The following is a 20,505-nucleotide window of genomic DNA, read 5'->3' as shown; positions in this document are numbered from 1 at the left end:
TCTGACGATGCGTCAGATAGAACCACCTGGAACTCTTGGAACTCTTGAGGACGGTGAACCTCCTTGGAATTCGGGCTCTTTGTACAGGGATACGTGGGCAAGCGCGCCGAGACCGACCCGCTCGCGGAGCACAAGGCGCTGATGGAGGAGACCGAGTACGTCATCCAGGCGGACAAATCCGGCTTCAAGTACGCCTGGGCGTCCGAGCACCACTTCCTGGAGGAGTACTCACACCTCTCGGCGAACGACGTCTACCTCGGGTATCTGGCGCACGCGACGGAGCGGATCCACCTCGGCTCCGGCATCTTCAACCCGCTCGCCCAGGTCAACCACCCCGTGAAGGTCGCCGAGAAGGTCGCCATGCTCGACCATCTCTCCCAGAACCGATTCGAGTTCGGCAGCGGGCGGGGCGCCGGCAGCCACGAGATCCTCGGCTTCCTGCCCGGCATCACCGACATGAACCACACCAAGGAGATCTGGGAAGAGACCATCGCCGAGTTCCCGAAGATGTGGCTCCAGGACGAGTACGTCGGGTTCCAGGGCAAGCACTGGCAGCTCCCGCCGCGCAAGATCCTGCCGAAGCCGTACGGGAAGTCGCACCCCGCCATGTGGTACGCCGCCGGGTCGCCGCCCTCGTACGCCATGGCCGCGAAGAAGGGGCTCGGCGTGCTCGGCTTCAGCGTGCAGAAGGTCTCCGACATGGAGTGGGTGCTGGAGCAGTACAAGACCGCCGTGGTCGACGCCGAGCCCGTCGGGGACTTCGTCAACGACAACGTGATGGTGACGACCACCGCCATCTGCGCCCCGACGCACGAGGAGGCGATCCGGATCGCGGTCGGCGGCGGACTGCACTACCTCCCGTCCCTCGTCTTCCGCTACCACGACACCTTCCCGCGCCCCGAGGGCTTCCCCGTCTGGCCCGAGACGCTCCCCGAGTACAACGAGGAGTTCGTCGAACTCCTCATCGAGGAGGAGCTGTTGATCTGCGGCGACCCGGACGAGGTGCTCACCCAGTGCAAGCGGTGGGAGCAGGCGGGCGCCGACCAGCTCTCCTTCGGGCTGCCGGTCGGGGTGCCGCCCGAGTACACGCTCCAGACGATCAAACTGATCGGCGAGCACGTGATTCCGAAGATCGATACGGATCCGGTGCACCGGACGACCCGGTTCCGCCAAGCGGCTTAGGGGGCCGTGCCATGCTCGACCACGTCATCAAGGGCGCGACCGTCGTCGACGGCACGGGCGCGCCCGCGTACACCGCGGACCTGGGGATACGCGACGGCCGTATCGCCGTGATCGGTACGGTGACGGAGTCGTCCCGTACGAGCGAAGACGCCGCCGGTCTCGTCCTCGCCCCCGGTTTCGTCGACCCGCACACGCACTACGACGCCCAGCTCTTCTGGGACCCGTACGCGACCCCGTCCCTCAACCACGGCGTGACGACGGTCGCGGGCGGCAACTGCGGCTTCACCCTCGCGCCCCTGAACCCCGACCGCCCCGGCGACGCCGACTACACGCGCCGCATGATGTCCAAGGTCGAGGGGATGTCGCTGATCGCGCTGGAGGAGGGCGCGCCCTGGAACTGGCACACCTTCGGTGAGTATCTGGACGCCCTGGAAGGCCGGATCGCCGTCAACGCGGGCTTCATGGTGGGGCACTGCGCGCTGCGGCGGTACGTCATGGGCGCGGACGCGGTGGGCGGGCAGCCGACCGAGGAGCAGCTGTCGCGGATGCTCGCCCTCTTCCACGACGCGATGGCCGCCGGGGCCTGGGGTCTGTCCACCACCCAGTCCTCCACGCACTCCGACGGGGACGGGAAGCCGGTCGCGTCCCGGCATGCGAAACCGGCGGAGCTGCTGGCGCTCTCGCGGGCCGTCGGCGATCACGAGGGCACCCAGCTCGAGGCGATCGTGGCCGGGTGTCTCGACCAGTTCAGTGACGACGAGATCGATCTGTTCGTGGAGATGAGCGCGGCGGCGGGCCGGCCCCTGAACTGGAACGTCCTGACCATCGACGCCGCCGTACCCGAGCGCGTCCCCCGGCAGCTGGTCGCGAGCGAGCGGGCGCGGAAGGCGGGCGGCCGGGTGGTGGCCCTCACCATGCCGATCCTCACCCCCATGAACATGTCCCTGGGCACCTTCTGCGCGCTCAACCTGATCCCCGGGTGGGGCGAGGTGCTGGGGCTCCCCGTGCCGGAGCGGATCGCGCGGCTGCGTGATCCGGAGGTCCGGGCGGAGATGCTGCGACGCGCGAACAGCAAGGAGGCGGGCGTCTTCCGGCGGCTCGCGAACTTCGGGCGGTACGTCATCGGGGACACCTACAGCGCGGCGAACGAGGGCCTGACCGGGCGGGTCGTCAAGGACATCGCGGCCGAGCGCGGCCAGGAGCCCTTCGCCTGCCTCGTCGAGATCTGCGCGGCCGACGAACTGCGCACGGTGCTGTGGCCCATGCCCACCGACAACGACCCCGACTCGTGGGCGCTGCGCGCCGAGACCTGGCGCCACGAGGACGTCCTGCTCGGCGGCTCCGACGCGGGCGCCCATCTGGACCGCATGTGCGGAGCCCCGTACACGACCCGCTTCCTCGGGGACTGTCTGCGCGGCCGGAAGCTGGCGACGCTGGAGCAGGCCGTGCGGATGCTGACGGACGACCCGGCGCGGCTCTTCGGACTGAGGGAGCGCGGGCGGGTCGCGGAGGGCTTCCATGCGGACCTCGTGCTCTTCGACCCGGAGCGGATCGACGCCGGCAAGGCCACCCTGGTGCACGACCTGCCGGGAGACAGCCCGCGGCTGGACTCCAAGGCGCTCGGGATACGGGCCGTGTGGGTCAACGGGGTCGAGGCGATCCGGGACGACGTGGTGACCGGGGCCGTACCCGGAAAGGTGCTCCGCTCGGGGCGGGACACGAAGACGGTGAGCACCAGGTGAGGGACGCGCAGTCGTTGTTCATCGGCGGCTCGTGGGTCCCGCCCGACGACGGGCACTACGAGGTGATCGACCCGGCGACCGAGGGGGTCGTCGGGCTGGCTCCGGAGGCCTCGCGGGAGCAGGTGTACGCGGCGGCGGCCGCGGCCCGCGAGGCCTTCGAGGCGTGGTCCCGGGCGCCGGCACAGGAGCGCGCGGCGGTGCTCGCCCGCGCGGCGGATGTCATCCAGCGCAACGTCCTCCCGTACGCCGAACTCGCCCAGGCCGAGAGCGGCGCCACGACCGGGACGGCGCGCGGGATGCAGGTCGGGGTGGGCGCGGCGCGTTTCCGGCGCTACGCGCGCGTGGAGCCTGTCGAACAGCCGTTGCCCCCGCAGGTCAACGAGGCCGGGCCGTTCGGGAAGGCGGCGGTCATGGGCGCCCTCGCCGTCCGCCACCCGGTCGGCGTCGTCACCTGCGTCACCTCCTACAACAACCCCTGGGCGAACCCGGCCGGCAAGATCGCCCCCGCCCTCGCGATGGGCAACACGGTGGTCGTGAAGCCCGCCCCGCAGGACCCGTTGTCCGTGTACCGGATGGCGGAGGCGCTGGAGGCGGCGGGCGTTCCGCCGGGGGTGGTGAACGTGGTGAGTGGTTCGCGCGCGGAGGTCGGCGAGGCGGCCGTGGACTGCGGCGACGTCGACATGGTCAGCTTCACCGGCTCGACGGCGGTCGGGCGGCGGATCGCCGAGGTGTGCGGGCGCGACATGAAGCGGCAGTTGATGGAGCTGGGCGGGAAGGGCGCGGCGGTCGTCTTCGACGACGCGGACGTGGAGTCGGCGGTGTCGGGGATCGGCACGACGTTCTCGTTCTACAGCGGGCAGATCTGTACGGCGCCGACACGGGTGCTGGTGCAGCGGGGTCTGCATGACCGGCTGATCGAGCAACTGTCGGCGTACGCGGGCCGGTTGCCGGTCGGTGATCCGCGGGAGCCGGGGACGGTCGTCGGGCCGGTGATCTCGGCGGCGCACCGGGACCGGGTGGAGGCGTATGTCGACCTCGGGCGGAAGGAGGGTGCACGGGTGGTCACGGGCGGCGTCCGGCCCCCTCTGGAACACGGCTTCTATGTCGCTCCCACCCTCCTCGCGGACTGCACCCCGGACATGCGGGTGGTCCGCGAGGAGATCTTCGGCCCGGTCGTCGTCGTCCTTCACTTCGACGACGAGGAGGAGGCGATCGCCCTCGCCAACGACTCCGACTACGGCCTCATCGACTACGTCTGGTCCGGCGACGTGGCCCGCGCCTTCCGCGTCGCCCGGCGGCTGCGGGCCGGCGGGGTGGGCGTGAACACGGTCGGCCGCAACATGGAGGCGCCGTTCGGCGGCTTCAAGAAGAGCGGGGTGGGACGGGACGTGGGCTCGTACGCGCTGCACGCGTACAGCGAGACGCAGGCGATCGTCTGGCCGGGGTGAGTCGAATATTGTTTCTGCCTTGACAGCCGCGGATGGCCAATCTCACGATGGACTGCTGAAAAGCGAGGCTTATTGAGAACCAGAGATCATTGAAAACCGGGGGAAAACGGGGGAGCGCCCGTGGTCGCTCTGTTCTTCGGGGATTCCAGCGTCACTTTGGTGGCCGAGCGCGGCAACCGTATCGACCGTACGCAGTTCCGCTTACGCCCCGCTCATACCCTGCGGTCCCTGCGGCCACCTGCGGAACCTTCCGTGCGTCCGGTGGGGCGGGGAGAGGCACGAGCGGGAATCTGGGCCGGAATTCATGCCAGGATGCCCGTCGAGGTGCATGCGCCCTGTGGTTTCGGCAAGACGGAACTTCTGCGGAGTATCGCGGAGAGCGAGATCGGTCCTGATGGCCGGAGTCTCGCGATTCCACGCGTCTATTTCGAGGTGGGGGCGAAAACGAGCGGGGATGTGCTGTACCTGCTCGTGCACAAGCTCTACGCCACCGATGCCCCGGTCAAGCTGTCGCGGGCGGAGTGCGCGCGGCTCGTGAGCGGTTCGAGGGCGCTGTTGCTGCTCGACGACGTTCCGGCCGATCCCTCCTTCGCCGGTTCGCTCGTCGACGAACTGCCCGGCTGTGGGCTGGTGTTCGCCGGTGAGCGGCCGGTGCTGGGCGGCCGTGCGACGCCCCTTCCGCTGGCCGGGCTCTCCGAGGAAGCTGCCCTGAACCTGCTCTCCCGGGATCTCGGGAGGCGGATCCACGACCACGAACTGCCGCTCGCGCGACGGCTGGTGACCGCCGTTGGCGGCAGCCCGCTGCAGCTCAGGCAGGCGGCGGCCCTGGAGCGCGAGGACCCGCGGCGGTTCGGCCTGGACCGGCTGGCCGCCATCGCCGAGCGTGACGCCGCCGCGCTCGACCGGTACTGCTTCGGCCAGATGTCCGAGGGGGAGCGCCGCGCGCTCGCGGTCCTGGCGGCGGTCGGGGGCGCCGGGCTGCCCCCGGCGGTGGTCGGCGCCATGGGCGACATCGCGTACGTCTCCGAATTTCTCGCCGTGCTGCACGGCCGGGGCGTGGTCGAACGCGACGACGACCGCTTCGGGCTGCCCGTCTGCCGGGCCGAGTCCTACTGGCCGACGCTCGCCCGCTATGTCCAACTCGCCTCGGCTGTCCGTGCGTTGGCCGACTGGATCCTGTCCATGGACCCCACCGGGCCGACGGCCGGGTCCGCCGTCGAGGCCGCGGTCGGGTTGCTCGGCGTGGCGGGCGAACGGCGCGAGTGGGCCCTCGTCGTCCGGCTGGTGAAGGTCGCCGAGCCGGTGCTGTTCGCGCAGGGGCGCTGGGAGGACTGGCGCCAGGCCCTGGACCAGGGCATCGACGCGGCGCAGCGGCTGGGCGATCGCGCGTCCGAGGCGTTCCTCACCCACCAGAAGGGCACGCTGGAGTACGCCGAGGACCGCGCCGAGGAGGCGTACCGGCTGCTGAACCGGGCCCTGGAGCTGCGCAGCCTGGCCGGCGCCGGCCAGGACCCCGAACTGACCCGGCACAACCTCGCCATCGTCTCCCCGCCCGCCGGTGCCGAAACCCGCGTCTGGCGGCAACGGGTGCGCAAGACCCTGACGTACGTGGGCACGGCGCTGGCGGTCATCGCGCTGGTGGTGGGTGTCCAGCAGGGCGTGAGCGCGCTGCTGGACAGGGGCTCGCCCGGTTCGGGTCCGTCGTCGACCCCGTCCGTCACCGATGGGGGCACGGGGGAGTCGGGAGACGGTGACAACGGCGGCAATGAGAACGGTCGGACGAGCGTGGGCCAGGACGGTCAGACCTCTGTGGGCCAGGACGGTCAGACAAGCGTGGGGCAGGACGGCCAGACCTCTGTGGGCCAGGACGGTCAGACGAGCGTGGGCCAGATCGGCCAGACAACGGAAGGCCCGGGCAAGAAGCCGACCGCCGAGATCACGCCGCGGACCGAACTGACCATCGCCGAAACGACCGTGGGAGAGGAGACCCTCTCCGACACGGTCACCCTCGCCAACATCGGCGACGCCGCGCTCTCCGTCGAGGCCGCCGCCATCACGGGACCCGACGCCACCGAGTTCACGGTGGCCGACGTCGACTGCGCCGACGCGAGCCTCGCGCCCCAGGAGTCCTGCACACTCGCCGTGACGTTCGCCCCGCAGACGGCCGGCGCCAAGACGGCGACCCTGACGATCCCGCACACCGCGTCGACCAGCCCGGCCCGACTGACCCTCACGGCTTCGGCGGTCGGACTTCTTCCGGACCTGTCCGTCTCCGCAGTGACGTTCGACGGCACGGTGGCCACCGTCACCGTGCGGAACGACGGTGACGGGGACGCTCCCGAGTCGTGGACGGCGGGCACCTTCGGTGCAACGGTCCTGGACTCGCAGCTGACCGAGCCGATCCCCGCCGGGGGCACCACGACGGTCACCTTCAGCGTGCCCAGGGGCTGCTCCGGAGGCAGCTGTTCGTATTATTCGGTGACCGTCGACTCGACGGAAGCGTTCGTGGAGTCCGACGACGAGAACAACGCGTACACGTACACACGCCCAAGGTGACCTGACTGGCACCGCTGGATGCCATGATGGCAGCCATGACGATGATCTGCCGAAAGGCCGATGCCGCGTAGACGGCCCGGCGCGGTCCGCGCCGCACGGAGACTGGAAGAACGCCGACTGCCCGACTGGGCAAGGGACTTCCCGCCCATCGACCGCCTGTCGCTGGAGACCAGCGCCGCGATCCGCTTCGCCGAGCACAGCGGTGCCGGCGAACACCTACAGCCGGGTGGCACCGCGCAATTCCTGCGCAGTTACCGGGCGTTCCTGCGCCGACCAGGCCGGACACTGAGGCTGATCGCCTCGCAGTGCCCCGCCTGCCCGGGCTGTCAGTACGACGACGTGGCCGTCGTCAGAGACGCGTTGGGGGATGTCGTGCGGGTGCTCCCTCCGCGAGCACGAACCGAATTGAGAGAAGTGCTCACGGTTCTCGACACCGAGTTCCGCCGCCGCACGCTTCCGGACCCCGATCCGGCCCACTGGACGGACTGGAGCGGACGGCCGTACGCGTGGTGGCATCGGCGGTTGTACGAGGGTGACTAGGACCTGTCCGGTCGATCACGGCGGAGACGCGGGGTGGCAGTGACACCAGCCGCTCCGCGGCGGGCGCACATCTGCCGCGTTGTCGTCGGTTGCCGACTCCCCCACTCTCGGCTTCGCTCGAGCGGGGGGACCCCCATCGCGTCGACGCCCTCCTCCGCCTTGCAGCTGCACGCACCACACCCCGCTCACCGGCATCGGAAAGGCGCCGTTGCTTTCCTCCACCGTGATCGACCGGACAGGTCCTAGCGGCCGAAGCGGGCGCGGGCACCTTCATCCCAGGGTGAGCGGGGTCTCGGATGCGACGCGGGACAGCTTCTCGGGGTTGCGGACGTAGTAGAGGCCGGTGATACGGGCGTCCTCGACACGGGCCGCCAGTACGCCGTCGAGCTCGCCGTCCAGGTGTACGAGGAGTGCCGGGTTGCCGTTGACCACGGTGGGAGCGACGGTGATCGGGTGTTCGTTCTTGCCGAGACCACCGACCATGAAGCGGGCCACCTTGTCGGCGCCGGTGATCGGCCGCAGCGCGGCCTGCTTGATGCCGCCGCCGTCGCTCACCAGGACGACCTCCGGGGCGAGCACGTCAAGGAGGCCCTGTGGGTCCCCGGTCTCGAGTACGCGCTGGAACGACTCCAGAGCCGCCCGGGTCTCGTCTCGCGAGACCACCTGGCGAGGGCGGCGGGCATCGACGTGCCGTCGGGCGCGGTGCGCGATCTGGCGGACGGCCGCGGGGCTCTTGTCGACGGCGGCCGCGATCTCGTCGTAGCCGACATCGAAGACCTCGCGCAGCACGAAGACGGCGCGCTCCGTCGGCGAGAGCGTCTCGAGGACGAGCATTAACGCCATCGACACACTCTCGGCGAGCTCGACGTGCTCGGCCACGTCCGGCGCGGTGAGCAACGGCTCGGGCAGCCAGGGGCCGACGTACGCCTCCTTGCGGCGCGTCATGGTGCGCAGCCGGTTGAGCGACTGCCGGGTCGTGATCCGGACCAGGTAGGCACGCTGGTCGCGCACCTGCTCCAGGTCGACCTTGACCCACCGCAGCCAGGTTTCCTGGAGGACGTCTTCGGCGTCGGCCGCCGATCCGAGCATCTCGTAGGCGACGGTGAAGAGCAGGTTGCGGTGGGCGACGAATGTCTCGGTCGCCGGGTCAGTTGCGTGGTCAGTCATATGTCGATCTTTCCCCTTCGCGGCCGGCCCTGGTTGCCGAAGGCCTTCGAACGTGCATCCACAGCAAGGTCCTTCCGTCAGCCGGTGAAAGGCTCGAGGCCGAAGCGGCCCCACGCGACTAAGGCCGCGAGCGCCAGATAGACCGAGTTCAGCATCACGAACGCGAACTGACCGAGGCGGCCATGGGTGATCATCGCGCCGACCATGAGCACAACCCAGCAGACGGCAGTCACCGGCACCATGACCGGTGCGATGTCGAGCACGGCGGGCAGGATCAGGCCGACCGCAGCCAGGAGCTCGAGGACCCCCAGGCGCTTGACGAAGCCGACGCCGACGCTTTCGGTCCATTCCCCGCCATGCTGCGCGGCCAGTCTCTCCTTGGGCACGAACGTCTTGCTGATGCCGCCGGCCAGGGCGACCGCGGCCAGTAGTCCGGTGGCGATCCAAAGAGTGAGGTTCATGGGATCTCTCCTGTCTCTGTGTAGGTGATTCCGGTGTCCTGGGAGGCCGTCCGGCGTGAGACACCGGACGGCGCACCGTTGTGACATGCCGAGTTGCCGACGTTCCGTTGCTCAGAGGAGCGCCTGGGCTGCCGGTTCGGCGGTGGCCGGCGCCTTACCGCGCTTGGCCTGCAGCAGCTGTCGGCGCTTGTCATCCTTGATCCACCAGGTGCGCGAACCGGGATTGCGTGCCTCGTACGCCAGCTGCCAGATGGTGCCCTGGCAAATGAACTCCTTGACCTTCGCGCCCGGGCGTCCGCCGAGGTAGTACCTCTTGGCGGTGTCATCCCTGGTGGCGAGCTGGAGGATGCCGGCCCGACGTCCCAGACTGATGCACTGGCTGACGAACCCCGCGTCGACGGGCGCGGGCTGCTCACCCGCGAGCCGGCTGAGCACTGTCTCGGCGGCCTGCGGGCCCAGCTGAACCGCGGCCTGGCAGCTCATCCGGAACGGCAGGTCAGACGGTGCCGCCGAATCCCCGGCCGCGACGATGCGCACGTCGTCCACGCTCGTCAACGTCTCGTCCGTGAGCAGGCGGCCCAGGGCGTCGGTGCTCAGCCCGCTGCGCGCGGCCAGGTCCGGCACGCCGAACCCGGCGGTCCAGATGGTCACCTCGCTCGGTAACTCACGGCCGCCACTGAGCCGCACGGCATCGCGCGCCACAGCCGTCACCTTCGTGTCGGGGCCTTCGAGCACGGTCACACCGAGCTCGGCCAGCCGCTCGGCAACCGAGCGTCGACCCCGCGGATGCAGATACGGGCCGAGCACCTCGCCGCAGACCAGAGTCACGGTGCGGCCCTCCTCCGCCAGTTCGGCGGCGGTCTCGATGCCGGTCGGACCGGCTCCGACCACCGTCACCGCGGCCGATACAGGCGCGGCGTCGACGACCGGTCGCAGCCGCTCCGCCTCCTCCAGGCCGGACATCGGATAGGCGAACTCGGCCGCTCCGGGCACGCGCGGGTCGGCGCTGCCACTGCCCACCGCGTAGATCAGGTAGTCGTAGCCGACCGTGCCGCCGGTCGCCAACCTCACGCTACGCTCGGAAGCGTCGATCCGTGTCACGGTGTCGACGACCAGCCGAACGCTCTCGGCCAGCACCTTTCGGTAGTCGACGACCGCGTCGTGGGACCCACCCACCAGTTGGTGCAGGCGGATCCGCTCGACGAAGCTCGGGCGCGGGTTGATCAGCGTCACTGTCACGTCGTCGCGCTGCGTCAGGCGATTGGCGGCCATGACGCCGGCGTATCCCCCGCCGACCACGACCACATCGGTGTTATCCGTCACGGTGTCTCCTCCACTTCGAGGGGGTTCGGCCTCAGGACACCGCTTGACCGATCGTTGTGACAGCGCGCGCGTTCTTTCTTGTTGTCCGTCCTGGCCGTCTGGCCGCCTGGACGGATTCCGGCCCGACCGCGGGGACGTCACCGGCGCGGTCGTCAGCTTGGCCGGCGATCAGCCGTGCGTGTTCTTGAGTATGCGCAGGAGGGCGCCGAAGGCGGTTGGGGTGGTCGAGAGTATGGAGTGGGTGGGGTCGCCGCTTTCGGTGAGGTGGACCGTCTTTGCCATGGTGGTGGCGACGTGGAGGCAGGCGTCGCCTTCCTGGCAGTGGGATGACTTCTGCCAGCTGCCGGCAACGTGCAGGCAGGCCTCGCCCTGGGCGCAGTAGGACGACTTCCGCCAGTCAAACGTGGACATGGGGCTCCCTTACAGGTCTTGGACGATGGCGTGGATCAGGTCCCGGGACTTCTCGGGGCTCAGCGCGGTGGCTTCCACGACGTCGAGAAGGTTCCGGTACTTCTCCAAGAGTGCTTCGGCGTCCAGTAGCACGGGACCGTGGAACTGGTCGAGTTGTGCGGTGTCGAGTTGTGGGACGGTGTCGTGCAGGCTGACGCTCGGAACCCGTGGCCGTCTGCCCATCGAGGGAGGACAGGCGGCCACGGATCCACCCGCTCACTTCCCCAGGAAAATGGGGTTCGTGAACGCCGCCAGCGCCCCCGGCAGCGGTGCCGCCGTCGCCTCATGCCTCAGTTCCGCCCGTACGTATGCCGCGTACGAGGCCGTCGTACTCCACTCCACCGTGCCGGACCCGGACACCGGCAGTGGCGCGCTCGTGAACAGCACCCCCTGGTCGGTGACGAAGCGGATCGTGCAGCCGGGGGCGCCGGTGGCCTCCAGGCGGACGGTGACCGGAGACTCCTTGTCCACCTTCAACCGCCCGCCGATTCCCGCGTGTTCACCCCGCGCGCCCGACGCCGTGAACGAAACCGAGACCAGCTTCGACTCGGCCACGTACGAGCGGCCCGCGCGCAGTCCCTCCTGAATGGCCTCGCGGGTCAGGTCGTCGGCGAGGACGACCGTCTGCGGGGTGCCGACCGGGTCGGGGTCGCGGTGGGCGTCGCTGTTGCCCATCGCCGGGAGCCAGGAGCGGGAGCCGGAGCGGACGGAGGCCACGAGCGTGTTGTCCCACTCCGCGAGCGACACCTCGTCGTCCGGGGTGTACGGGCCGTTCCACACCTCGACCGCGTCCGCCTCCCCGAACCCGAACTTCCAGCCGCAGCCGATGCAGGTGGCGTGCGGGTGGGCGGGGACGACCAGGCCTCCGGCGCGATGGATCTGGCGGGCGAAACGCGCAAAGCGGTTGTCGCGGGCTCGGTAACGCCAGTCGACGAAGGTGCCGGGGTCGGTGCCGAGCGCCAGCACATGGCCGTTGCGTGTCGTGACCTCCTCGCCGAGCATGATCAGGAGGTCGTCGCCCGCCTGGTCCGCCCAATGTGGGTGGGAGGAGTGGGTGTTGTGCTCCGACGTGTTGATGAAGTCCAGGCCCGCGGCACGGGCCAGCGCCGCGATCTCCGCGGGGGTGCGGCGGCCGTCCGAGTGCCAGGAGTGCAGGTGGCAGTCGCCGCGGTACCAGGCCCGGCCTCGGCCCTTCGCGCGCGACGGGGGGTACTTCGGGGCGGGGGTCTTGTCCTGGTCCCCGTACGTGAGCGTGATGGTGACCTCGTACGACAGGCCCTGCGGCGCGACCGTGTACGGGCCGAGCGCGATGTACCAGGTGCCGGACTTGATGACCCCCGGGGTGTAGCCCGGTGTCGCGTCGTCCGCGCGGATGAAGAACTCCGTGCGCGCCCCGCCCGACCAGCCGCGGAAGCCCTCGCCGCCCAGCTCCGTGCCGCGCTCGTCGAAGAGGCCGATGTCGAGGGCGTTGCCCGCGGTGCCGGCCGGGACGGTGGGCCTCTCGTAGCGGTACGCGACGCGGATCTCCCGCACACCGCGCGGCACCTCGACCGGGAGGTACACGAAGTCCGGCGAACCGGTGGGCAGGGTGCCGCTCACCGTCCGGGTCTCGGCACCGCTCGTCGGGGTCCCGGAACCGTCGGCCGCATCGGCGCCGCTCGCGAAGCTCACGCTTCCCAACGTAAGCGCGGCGGAGGCTCCGGTCACGAACAGAGTGCGTCTGCCTATGCCGTGGTCGTCCTCGCACATGCTGTTGCTCCCAAGGTGTCGTGGGGTGAGTGACATGACATGGGTGGGGTGGCGCAAGAGGGGCGTACCACTCTGGGCTTCGGGAGTGAACAGGGGCGCAAGGGAAAGGAAGCGGCAGCTTTCCAAGCCGTGCCAGAGCCAACCTGTGACGATCTGCCGCGCCGAGGATTACGCCGACGCTCTGTAATGCCTGATCACCGCAAACGTATGCTCGAAGGATGACGACTTCCGCGACTCCCGGAACCGGGCCGACAGCGAACTCCATGCGGCGCGCGCTGAGGCGTGCGCGGGACGGCGTCGCGCTCGACGTCAACGAGGCGGCGGTGCTGTTGCAGGCGCGCGGCGAGGACCTCGACGACCTTGCCGCGTCCGCCGCGCGGGTGCGTGACGCGGGGCTCGAGGCGGCGGGCCGGTCCGGTGTCATCACGTACTCGAAGAGCGTGTTCATCCCGCTCACCCGGCTGTGCCGGGACAAATGCCACTACTGCACCTTCGTGACCGTGCCGGGCAAGCTGCGCCGGGCGGGGCACGGGATGTTCATGTCCCCGGACGAGGTCCTCGACATCGCCCGGCGCGGCGCCGAACTCGGCTGCAAGGAAGCCCTCATCACCCTCGGCGACAAGCCGGAGGACCGCTGGCCCGAGGCCCGGGAATGGCTGGACGCGCACGGGTACGACGACACGATCGCGTACGTACGGGCCATCTCCATCCGCATCCTGGAGGAGACGGGGCTGCTCCCGCACCTCAACCCCGGGGTCATGTCGTGGACCGACTTCCAGCGGCTCAAGCCCGTCGCGCCGAGCATGGGCATGATGCTGGAGACGACGGCGACCCGGCTGTGGAGCGAGCCGGGCGGGCCGCACCATGGATCGCCGGACAAGGAGCCCGCCGTACGGCTGCGGGTGCTCGAGGACGCGGGCCGGTCCTCCGTTCCTTTCACCAGCGGGATCCTCATCGGCATCGGGGAGACGTACGAGGAGCGCGCCGACTCGCTGTTCGCGCTGCGGAAAGTCTCCCGCGCCTACCACGGCGTCCAGGAGCTGATCATCCAGAATTTCCGCGCCAAGCCGGACACGGCGATGCGCGGGATGCCCGACGCGGAGCTGGACGAGCTGGTCGCCACGGTGGCCGTGGCCCGGCACATCATGGGACCGGCGGCCTGTCTCCAGGCGCCGCCGAACCTGGTGGACTCCGAGTACGGGCGGCTCATCGGCGCGGGCATCGACGACTGGGGCGGTGTCTCGCCGCTCACCATCGATCACGTCAACCCCGAGCGTCCGTGGCCGCAGATCGACCTCCTGCGGGAGCAGTCGGCGGAGGCCGGCTTCGAGCTGCGCGAACGGCTGTGCGTCTACCCCGAGTTCGTGCGGCGCGGTGAGCCCTGGCTGGACCCGCGGCTGCTGCCGCACGTACGGGCGCTGGCCGACCCGGAGACGGGGCTCGCGCGGCAGGACGCCGTCGTCGAGGGGCATCCGTGGCAGGAGCCGGAAGAGGCCTTCACGGCGTCCGGCCGTACCGATCTGCACCACACCATCGACACCGACGGGCGCACCGGCGACCGCCGGGACGACTTCGACCTCGTCTACGGCGACTGGGAGGAGCTGCGCGAGGCGGCGGCGCCCGGCATGGTGCCGTCCCGCATCGACACGGACGTACGGGCCGCGCTGGCGACGGCCGCCGACGACCCGACCCGGCTGACCGACGACGAGGCGCTGGCTCTCCTGCACGCGGACGGCCCGGCCCTCGACGCCCTCTGCCGGATCGCGGACGACGTGCGCAAGTCCGTCGTCGGGGACGACGTCACCTACATCGTCACCCGGAACATCAACTTCACCAACGTCTGCTACACCGGCTGTCGCTTCTGCGCCTTCGCCCAGCGCCGCACCGACGCGGACGCCTACACGCTGTCGCTGGACCAGGTGGCCGACCGCGCCCAGCAGGCCTGGGACGTGGGCGCCGTGGAGGTCTGCATGCAGGGCGGCATCCATCCGGACCTGCCGGGCACGGCGTACTTCGACATCGCGAAGGCGGTGAAGGCGCGCGTCCCCGGCATGCATGTGCATGCCTTCTCCCCGATGGAGGTCGTCAACGGCGCGACCCGTACGGGCATGTCCATCCGCGAGTGGCTGACCGCGGCGAAGGAGGCCGGGCTCGACACCATCCCCGGCACGGCGGCCGAGATCCTCGACGACGAGGTCCGCTGGGTCCTCACCAAGGGCAAGCTGCCCACGGCGACCTGGATCGAGGTCGTCACGACGGCGCACGAGCTGGGCATCCGGTCCTCGTCGACGATGATGTACGGCCATGTGGACCAGCCCCGGCACTGGCTCGGCCACTTCCGCACCCTCGCCCGTATCCAGCAACAGACCGGCGGCTTCACCGAGTTCGTGACACTCCCGTTCATCCACACCAACGCGCCGGTGTACCTCGCGGGCATCTCCCGCCCGGGCCCCACGATCCGCGACAACCGCGCGGTGACGGCGATGGCCCGCCTCCTCCTCCACCCGCACATCCCCAACATCCAGACCAGCTGGGTGAAGCTGGGGGCGGAGGGCGCGGCGGAGATGCTGCGCTCCGGCGCCAACGACCTCGGCGGGACCCTGATGGAGGAGACCATCTCCCGGATGGCGGGCTCGTCCTACGGCTCGTACAAGTCCGTCAAGGACCTCATCGCCGTCGCGGAGGCGGCGGGGCGTCCGGCGAAGCCGCGCACCACTCTGTACGGGGCGGTGTCCGAGGAGCGGCAGCGGGTCGCGTCGGCGTCGGACGGGCATCTGCCGGAGCTGCTGCCGGTCCTGGAGTGACGGAGGGTACGCATGGGGGGTCGGAGTACGATGATCCGACCCCCGGTGGAGGGGCCAGACGCTGAGGAGTTGCGTGCCCGTGCCTGCCCGACGGCTTCCCTCCTGGGCCTGGGTCACCGGTCTGACCGCGGTGGCGATCATGGCGGTGGGCGCGCTCGCCGCGCAGGCCGACCAGGGGGCGCACCCGACCGCCTCCGCCAAGTCGAAGCCTTCCGCGTCGGCGAGCGCGCGGCCCTCCGCCTCCGCCTCACCCAAGAAGACGGCGGTGGCCGCCGTACCCGACGGCTCGGGCACGGGGCGGCGCATCGTCTACTCCCTCGCGCAGCGGCGGGTGTGGCTGGTCGACACGGGCGAGACCACCCGGCGCAGCTTCGCGGTGTGGCCGGGCACGGTGAGCCCGGCACCGGGTACGTACGCGGTCTTCTCCACACTCCCGTCGACGACGGGCACCGACGGTACGAAGGTCGAGAACATCGTCTACTTCACCGTCGTGTCCGGAGTGAACATCGCGTTCTCCAACGCCCAGGACGGCTCCTCGCCCCAGCCCGCGGCGGGCGTGCAGACCGGGGCGATCCGCATGCGCAGCGCCGACGGGGATGCCGTCTGGGAGTTCGGCAGCAAGGGGACGAAGGTCTCCGTGGTCAAGTAGCGGCTGGAGGATGTCCTCGCTCTTGGCGGAAAACCGCTTCGGCTGTGTCAGTGGCCCCTGTTAGCTTCCTGAGGCTCGTGTGATCCACGGGCCTCAGGAATGACAGGGGAGGGGACAATTGGCCAGCAACAGATGGGTCGTTGGGGGCAGACGGTTGGCGGTGGGGTGCTGTGTGGCGGCGCTCGTGGCGGGCGGGTCCGGCACGGCGTCAGCCGCGGACAACCTGCCGCCGAGGCAGCCGCTCGTCCAGGATCTGAAGACGGGTACCAAGCCGTGCGCGACGGGCGACGACAAGGCGTACGTCTCGCAGTCGCCCACGCTCTCAGCCGTGCTGTACGACCCGGAGGAGGACAACCAGCCCGTCGAGGCCAACATGGTCAAGGGCGAGTTCGAGGCCTGGTGGACGGACGCCGACGGGGTGGAGCAGCGCCGGACGTACACCACGATCGAGCAGTCGTCGGGTTCGAGGCAGCAGTGGAGGATGCCGGGGGACATCCCGGTGAACACCGTCGTCTCGTGGCGCGTCCGCGCGAACGACAGCAAGGCGGTCTCCCCTTGGAGCTCTGAGGGTGAGGGCTCGGTCTGCGAGTTCGTGTACGACGACGTGAGCCCGGAGAAGGCGACGATCGCCTCTCCCGAATACCCGGAGGAGGTGCTGTGGGTGGACGGAGTGGGCGTGTACGGCCACTTCACCATGGACTCGCCCTCCGACGACGTCGTGGCCTACACGTACGGCTTCATCGGCGGCCCCTACGGAACCGTCCAGCCGGAACGGCCCGGCGGGGCCGTGACCATCCCCTTCCTGCCACTCCGCTCAGGCCCCGACAGGCTGACGGTCCGCGCGATCGACCGGGCAGGACGCAGCAGCGGAGAGTCGGGGTACTTCTTCTACGTGAAGTCGGGCCGTGCCCCCGTCGCCCAGTGGAAGCTGGCCGACGCGGCGGGCGCCACGAGTGCGGCCGCCGAGACGGGAGCCGACGCGCGCGCCGGCTCCGGAGTGACCTTCGGGGGACCGGCGCCGGACGGCACCGGCCTCACCGCCACGGCCCACCTCGATGGCAGTGACCAGGCGTTCCTGACCCCCGACGCGCCGGCCGTGGACACGGGCGGGACCTTCGCGGTCAGCGCGTGGGTGCGCCCGGATCGCACCGATCGCGACATGGCGGTCGTGAGCCAGGGCGCGAACGGCTCCACAGGCGTCAGGCTCGGGCTGCGCGCCCGGGACGCGGGCCCCGTCTGGTCGTTCACCGTCGGCGGCCAGGAGGTCTCGGGCGGCGCCCCGGAGACCGGAGAGTGGGCCCACGTCCTGGGCCTGTACGACGCCGAGACGGGCCTGGCGCAGCTCTACGTCAACGGCCACGAGACCGGTACGAAGACGCAAGCCGCGCCCGCGGGGGCCACCGACGCCTTCCGGATCGGCCAGGGTCCAGGAGGGTCGGCCTGGCAGGGCGACATCGGAGACGTCCGCGCCTACGACCGAGTCGTGGTGCCCGCCGGTGCCGCTGAACTCGGCTACCGCAAACCGCGGTTGCTCGGCCACTGGTCCCTGGAGACGGCGTCGGACGGCGTCAGCCCCGAACAGGGCGGCGGCGCGCCGCTGAAGCTCGGCTCGGGCGCGACGATCCACCGCGGCCCCGACGGCTCCTGCATCCCGGACCTCGACCCGGACTGCCCCGACGTGCCCTACGCCCTCGTCGGTGACGGCCACCTCCAGCTGGACGGTGAGACGGCCTACGCGGCCACGGAGCAGCCGGTCGTGGACACCGCAGACAGCTTCACGATCGGCGCCGTCGTACGGCTGGCGGACTCCGAGCCCGCCCACCCGATGACCGTGCTGTCGCAGGCCGGTGAGCACACGGACGCCTTCAGGGTGCGCTACCAGCCGTCGGAGCATGCCTGGCAGCTGGTCATGCCGGAGAAGGACGAGGTGGGCGCGTCCGAGATCGTGGTCGCGCAGATCGAGGCGGCGGACGGCGGCGAGGGCCAGGGCCACCGGCTCGCGGTCGTCTACGACGACGCCACCGACACGATCAAGCTCTACCTGGACGGCTACACCAACGCGGCGGCCACCGCGACCTTCCCGAACGGCTGGCACGCCTCCGGCGCGCTCCAGGTGGGCCGGGCCCACACGGGCGAGGGCTGGAGCGAGTACCTGCACGGCGACGTCGACGAGGTGCAGGCGTACGCCGGGGCGCTGCGGGACGCAGACATCGGCGGGCTGGGCTGGGGCACCGACCCTTGCCTGTGCTGAACCCGGCAGTGCGCTGAGATTGGACCGGTCGCCCCCGCCGTCGGGCACGGCGGGGGCGACCGGGGCGTAGGTATCCGCGACCCGGGGCGTTGACGGTCCGGGGGCCGGCTGCGAGACGGCCCAGGGGCGAAGTGCCACCGGAGCGTGGGGCGGTGCGACCCGGTCGGACCCGATGCCAAAGAAGAAAGAACCGGGGAAAGAACCAACCCCACCCCACGCGGCTGGAGACCCCTCGCCCCGACCCCCTCCAGAACTGCGACGGCTGCGACCGGGCGTTCCGCGCCCGGGAGCCGGGCCGCTGCCGGGGCTGTCGCCCGGCCCGAGCGGCGGCGTAGGAAATGCCAGAAGCAAGTCACGTGACCAGCGCCGTCTCGGCAGCTCGCCGCAGCCTCCGCACTACGACCGGGCCATCGCACTCGACGGCGAGTACGCGTCGGCATACGCAGCAGAGGCGCCTGCCGGAGCGAACTGGGCCGCCCCGACGAGGCGCTCGCGGACCTGGACCGGGCCCTCGCGCTCCTGTCCGAGTACACCTGGGCGTTGGGCGATCGGGCGGAGGTCCATCTCCAACTGGGCGCCCACGACAGGGCTCTGGCCGACGCCGACCGGGCGAACGGCCTACGGCCCGACGAAGCGCCGACCCTCGTGTGCCGCGGCCGGGCCTTGATCGGCCTGGGGCGCTTCGACGAGGCCCGCGCCGACCTGGACCGCGCTCTGGCACTGAGCCCCGCCCCCGACCGGGTGCGTATCGCTCCGCTCCTGGACCGGATCAACGCGGCGCGCCAGGCTCCGACGTCGGTTCCGGACGGGCCGGAAATGCCCGGCGAACGCCGTTCATAAGTGACCACTGGGGTCACATTTCGCATACCGTTCGAGGCCGCCGATGGACCCCGACGGACCGTTCCCGTTCGGTTACAGTGCTGAGCTGTCGAACGTACGGACATTCCTGGGGAGGTCTCGGTGGGTGCGACAGCCGGTGCCGTCTGGGGCCGGGTCGAACAGCAGGACTTCCGCAGCAGGGTGCGCGGAACGCTGCTGGGCGTGGCCGTCGGGGACGCCCTGGGCTCGCCCCTGAACGGGCTGACCCTGGGGGAGATCCGGGAGGCGTACGGCGCCGAGGGCCTGGCCGATCTCGCCTTCGGATACGGCCGTCGCGGCGCCGTCACCGACCTCACGCAGCTCACGCTGTTCACCCTCGACGGGCTGATACGCGCCCAGGTACGCCGCGACACCGGCGCCTGGCATCCGCCGACCGACCTCCACCGGGCCTATCGCCGCTGGGCTGCCACCCAGAGCGACTGGGGCCCGGACGAGCGCCGCAAGGACGACGGCTGGCTGGCCCGCGAGGAGTGGCTGTACGCCCGTCGCGACCCCGCCCATGCATGTCTGACCGGCTTCGGCGACGAGACCATGGGCACGCTGGACGCGCCCAAGAACCCCGGCGAGCTCGGCGCCGAGGTCGTCGCCCGTTCCGCGCCCTTCGGGCTGCTCGTCGGCTGGGAGCCGCAACTCGTGATGCAGCTCGCCGTCGAGTGCGCCGCGCAGACGCACGGGCACTCCACGGCGTACCTGGCGGCGGGCGCGTACGCCGTCATCGTGCACGCGCTGGCCCGCGGCGAGGGCCTCGACGGGGCCGTGCAGCGCGCGCTGGCGGTACTCGCCGCGCGCCCGGGGCAGCAGCCCGTCACGGACGCGCTCCAGCACGCGCTGGGCGCTGTACGGCAGGGGATGCCCACGGCGGCGCGGGTCGAGGAACTCGTGGGGGAGGGGACGGCGGAAGGGCTGCTCGCCGTTGCCGTGTACTCCGCGCTGGTCAGTGAGGACATCCGGCACGGGCTGTGCCTCGCGGTGAACCACGGTGGGCCCTCCGGGGCGGCGGGGGCCCTCACCGGGGGGCTGCTGGGTGCGCTGCACGGGGAGACGGCTCTGCCGCCGGCCTGGCTGGCCGAGCTGGAGGGCCGTCCCACGATGCTGGTCCTGGCGGACGACTTCGCGATGGAGATGACGCAGGGGCCGGCGTTGCACGGGCCGGGTGGGTCGTCGCCGGGGTGGTTGGCTCGTTATCCGCGGGCTTGAGCGGCGGGATTGTTCGCCCCCGCCGCCCCTACCCGTCCCATCCCCGGGGGCTCCGCCCCCGGACCCCCGCCAGGGGCGCTGCGGCGGAGAACCGCGTCGGCTCACTC

General features: G+C 70.8%; 15 protein-coding genes and 2 pseudogenes. 11 read left to right on the top strand and 6 right to left on the bottom strand.

Translation table 11 applies throughout. The features are described 5' to 3' along the window. The first annotated feature begins 63 nt into the window (after nt 1-63). The 5 genes from AB0D57_RS40760 (at nt 64) to AB0D57_RS40740 (ending at nt 7,468) form a co-directional block, all read left to right on the top strand. Nucleotides 64-1,182 carry an LLM class flavin-dependent oxidoreductase gene (locus AB0D57_RS40760; protein WP_362085833.1) on the top strand — a complete coding sequence of 373 codons (1,119 nt, stop codon included), beginning with the start codon at nt 64-66 and terminating at the stop codon, nt 1,180-1,182. Nucleotides 1,183-1,193: 11 nt separating this feature from the next. Further along, a complete protein-coding gene (locus tag AB0D57_RS40755; protein WP_362085830.1) occupies nt 1,194-2,924 on the top strand; it encodes a D-aminoacylase in 1,731 nt (576 codons plus the stop codon). Continuing rightward, nucleotides 2,921-4,372 (top strand): aldehyde dehydrogenase family protein, encoded by a 1,452-nt coding sequence (locus AB0D57_RS40750; protein ID WP_362085827.1) that lies wholly within the window; start codon nt 2,921-2,923, stop codon nt 4,370-4,372. The genes AB0D57_RS40755 and AB0D57_RS40750 overlap by 4 nt, the downstream gene beginning before the upstream one ends. 312 nt (nt 4,373-4,684) lie before the next feature. Continuing rightward, nucleotides 4,685-6,928, top strand: coding sequence for a choice-of-anchor D domain-containing protein (locus AB0D57_RS40745; RefSeq protein ID WP_362085825.1), 2,244 nt, complete (start codon nt 4,685-4,687; stop codon nt 6,926-6,928). A gap of 60 nt (nt 6,929-6,988) precedes the next feature. Then, entirely contained in the window at nt 6,989-7,468 is a 480-nt protein-coding gene (locus AB0D57_RS40740; RefSeq protein ID WP_362085822.1) for a hypothetical protein, read from the top strand. 270 nt (nt 7,469-7,738) lie between these two features. On the opposite strand, the gene AB0D57_RS40735 is transcribed toward AB0D57_RS40740, so the two are convergent. The 6 genes and pseudogenes from AB0D57_RS40735 to AB0D57_RS40710 all read right to left on the bottom strand — a co-directional run bounded on the left by AB0D57_RS40735 (nt 7,739) and on the right by AB0D57_RS40710 (nt 12,618). Then, nucleotides 7,739-8,635 carry an RNA polymerase sigma-70 factor gene (locus AB0D57_RS40735; RefSeq protein ID WP_362085819.1) on the bottom strand — a complete coding sequence of 299 codons (897 nt, stop codon included), beginning with the start codon at nt 8,633-8,635 and terminating at the stop codon, nt 7,739-7,741. A 77-nt stretch (nt 8,636-8,712) separates the two neighbouring features. Continuing rightward, nucleotides 8,713-9,096 (bottom strand): DoxX family protein, encoded by a 384-nt coding sequence (locus AB0D57_RS40730; protein WP_362085816.1) that lies wholly within the window; start codon nt 9,094-9,096, stop codon nt 8,713-8,715. A gap of 111 nt (nt 9,097-9,207) precedes the next feature. Continuing rightward, complete coding sequence (locus AB0D57_RS40725; RefSeq protein WP_362085814.1) at nt 9,208-10,419, bottom strand: FAD-dependent oxidoreductase; 1,212 nt, start codon at nt 10,417-10,419, stop codon at nt 9,208-9,210. A gap of 168 nt (nt 10,420-10,587) precedes the next feature. After that, on the bottom strand, nt 10,588-10,830 hold the full coding sequence (locus tag AB0D57_RS40720; RefSeq protein WP_362085811.1) for a DUF397 domain-containing protein: 243 nt from the start codon (nt 10,828-10,830) through the stop codon (nt 10,588-10,590). A 9-nt stretch (nt 10,831-10,839) separates the two neighbouring features. Continuing rightward, nucleotides 10,840-11,028: pseudogene (locus tag AB0D57_RS40715) on the bottom strand (Scr1 family TA system antitoxin-like transcriptional regulator); the annotation flags it as partial. A 57-nt stretch (nt 11,029-11,085) separates the two neighbouring features. Continuing rightward, nucleotides 11,086-12,618, bottom strand: coding sequence for a CehA/McbA family metallohydrolase (locus tag AB0D57_RS40710; protein WP_362085808.1), 1,533 nt, complete (start codon nt 12,616-12,618; stop codon nt 11,086-11,088). 218 nt (nt 12,619-12,836) lie between these two features. Here AB0D57_RS40710 and AB0D57_RS40705 point away from each other — a divergent pair, with 218 nt between their 5' ends. The 6 genes and pseudogenes from AB0D57_RS40705 (at nt 12,837) to AB0D57_RS40680 (ending at nt 20,398) form a co-directional block, all read left to right on the top strand. Continuing rightward, a complete protein-coding gene (locus tag AB0D57_RS40705) occupies nt 12,837-15,422 on the top strand; it encodes a bifunctional FO biosynthesis protein CofGH (RefSeq protein ID WP_362085805.1) in 2,586 nt (861 codons plus the stop codon). A 73-nt stretch (nt 15,423-15,495) separates the two neighbouring features. Beyond that, entirely contained in the window at nt 15,496-16,071 is a 576-nt protein-coding gene (locus AB0D57_RS40700) for a hypothetical protein (protein WP_362085802.1), read from the top strand. A 172-nt stretch (nt 16,072-16,243) separates the two neighbouring features. Beyond that, nucleotides 16,244-18,322 (top strand): LamG domain-containing protein, encoded by a 2,079-nt coding sequence (locus AB0D57_RS40695; RefSeq protein WP_362085799.1) that lies wholly within the window; start codon nt 16,244-16,246, stop codon nt 18,320-18,322. A 242-nt stretch (nt 18,323-18,564) separates the two neighbouring features. Further along, nucleotides 18,565-18,657, top strand: a pseudogene (locus AB0D57_RS40690) (helix-turn-helix domain-containing protein); the annotation flags it as partial. A 205-nt stretch (nt 18,658-18,862) separates the two neighbouring features. After that, nucleotides 18,863-19,162, top strand: coding sequence for a tetratricopeptide repeat protein (locus tag AB0D57_RS40685; protein ID WP_362085796.1), 300 nt, complete (start codon nt 18,863-18,865; stop codon nt 19,160-19,162). Nucleotides 19,163-19,282: 120 nt separating this feature from the next. Then, complete coding sequence (locus AB0D57_RS40680; protein ID WP_362085793.1) at nt 19,283-20,398, top strand: ADP-ribosylglycohydrolase family protein; 1,116 nt, start codon at nt 19,283-19,285, stop codon at nt 20,396-20,398. Nucleotides 20,399-20,505: the final 107 nt, after the last annotated feature.

This window comes from Streptomyces sp. NPDC048275, assembly GCF_040652275.1.
Lineage (GTDB): Bacteria > Actinomycetota > Actinomycetes > Streptomycetales > Streptomycetaceae > Streptomyces.
Note: the sequence above shows the minus strand (reverse complement) of the source record. Positions and strands in the feature narration are given on the sequence as shown.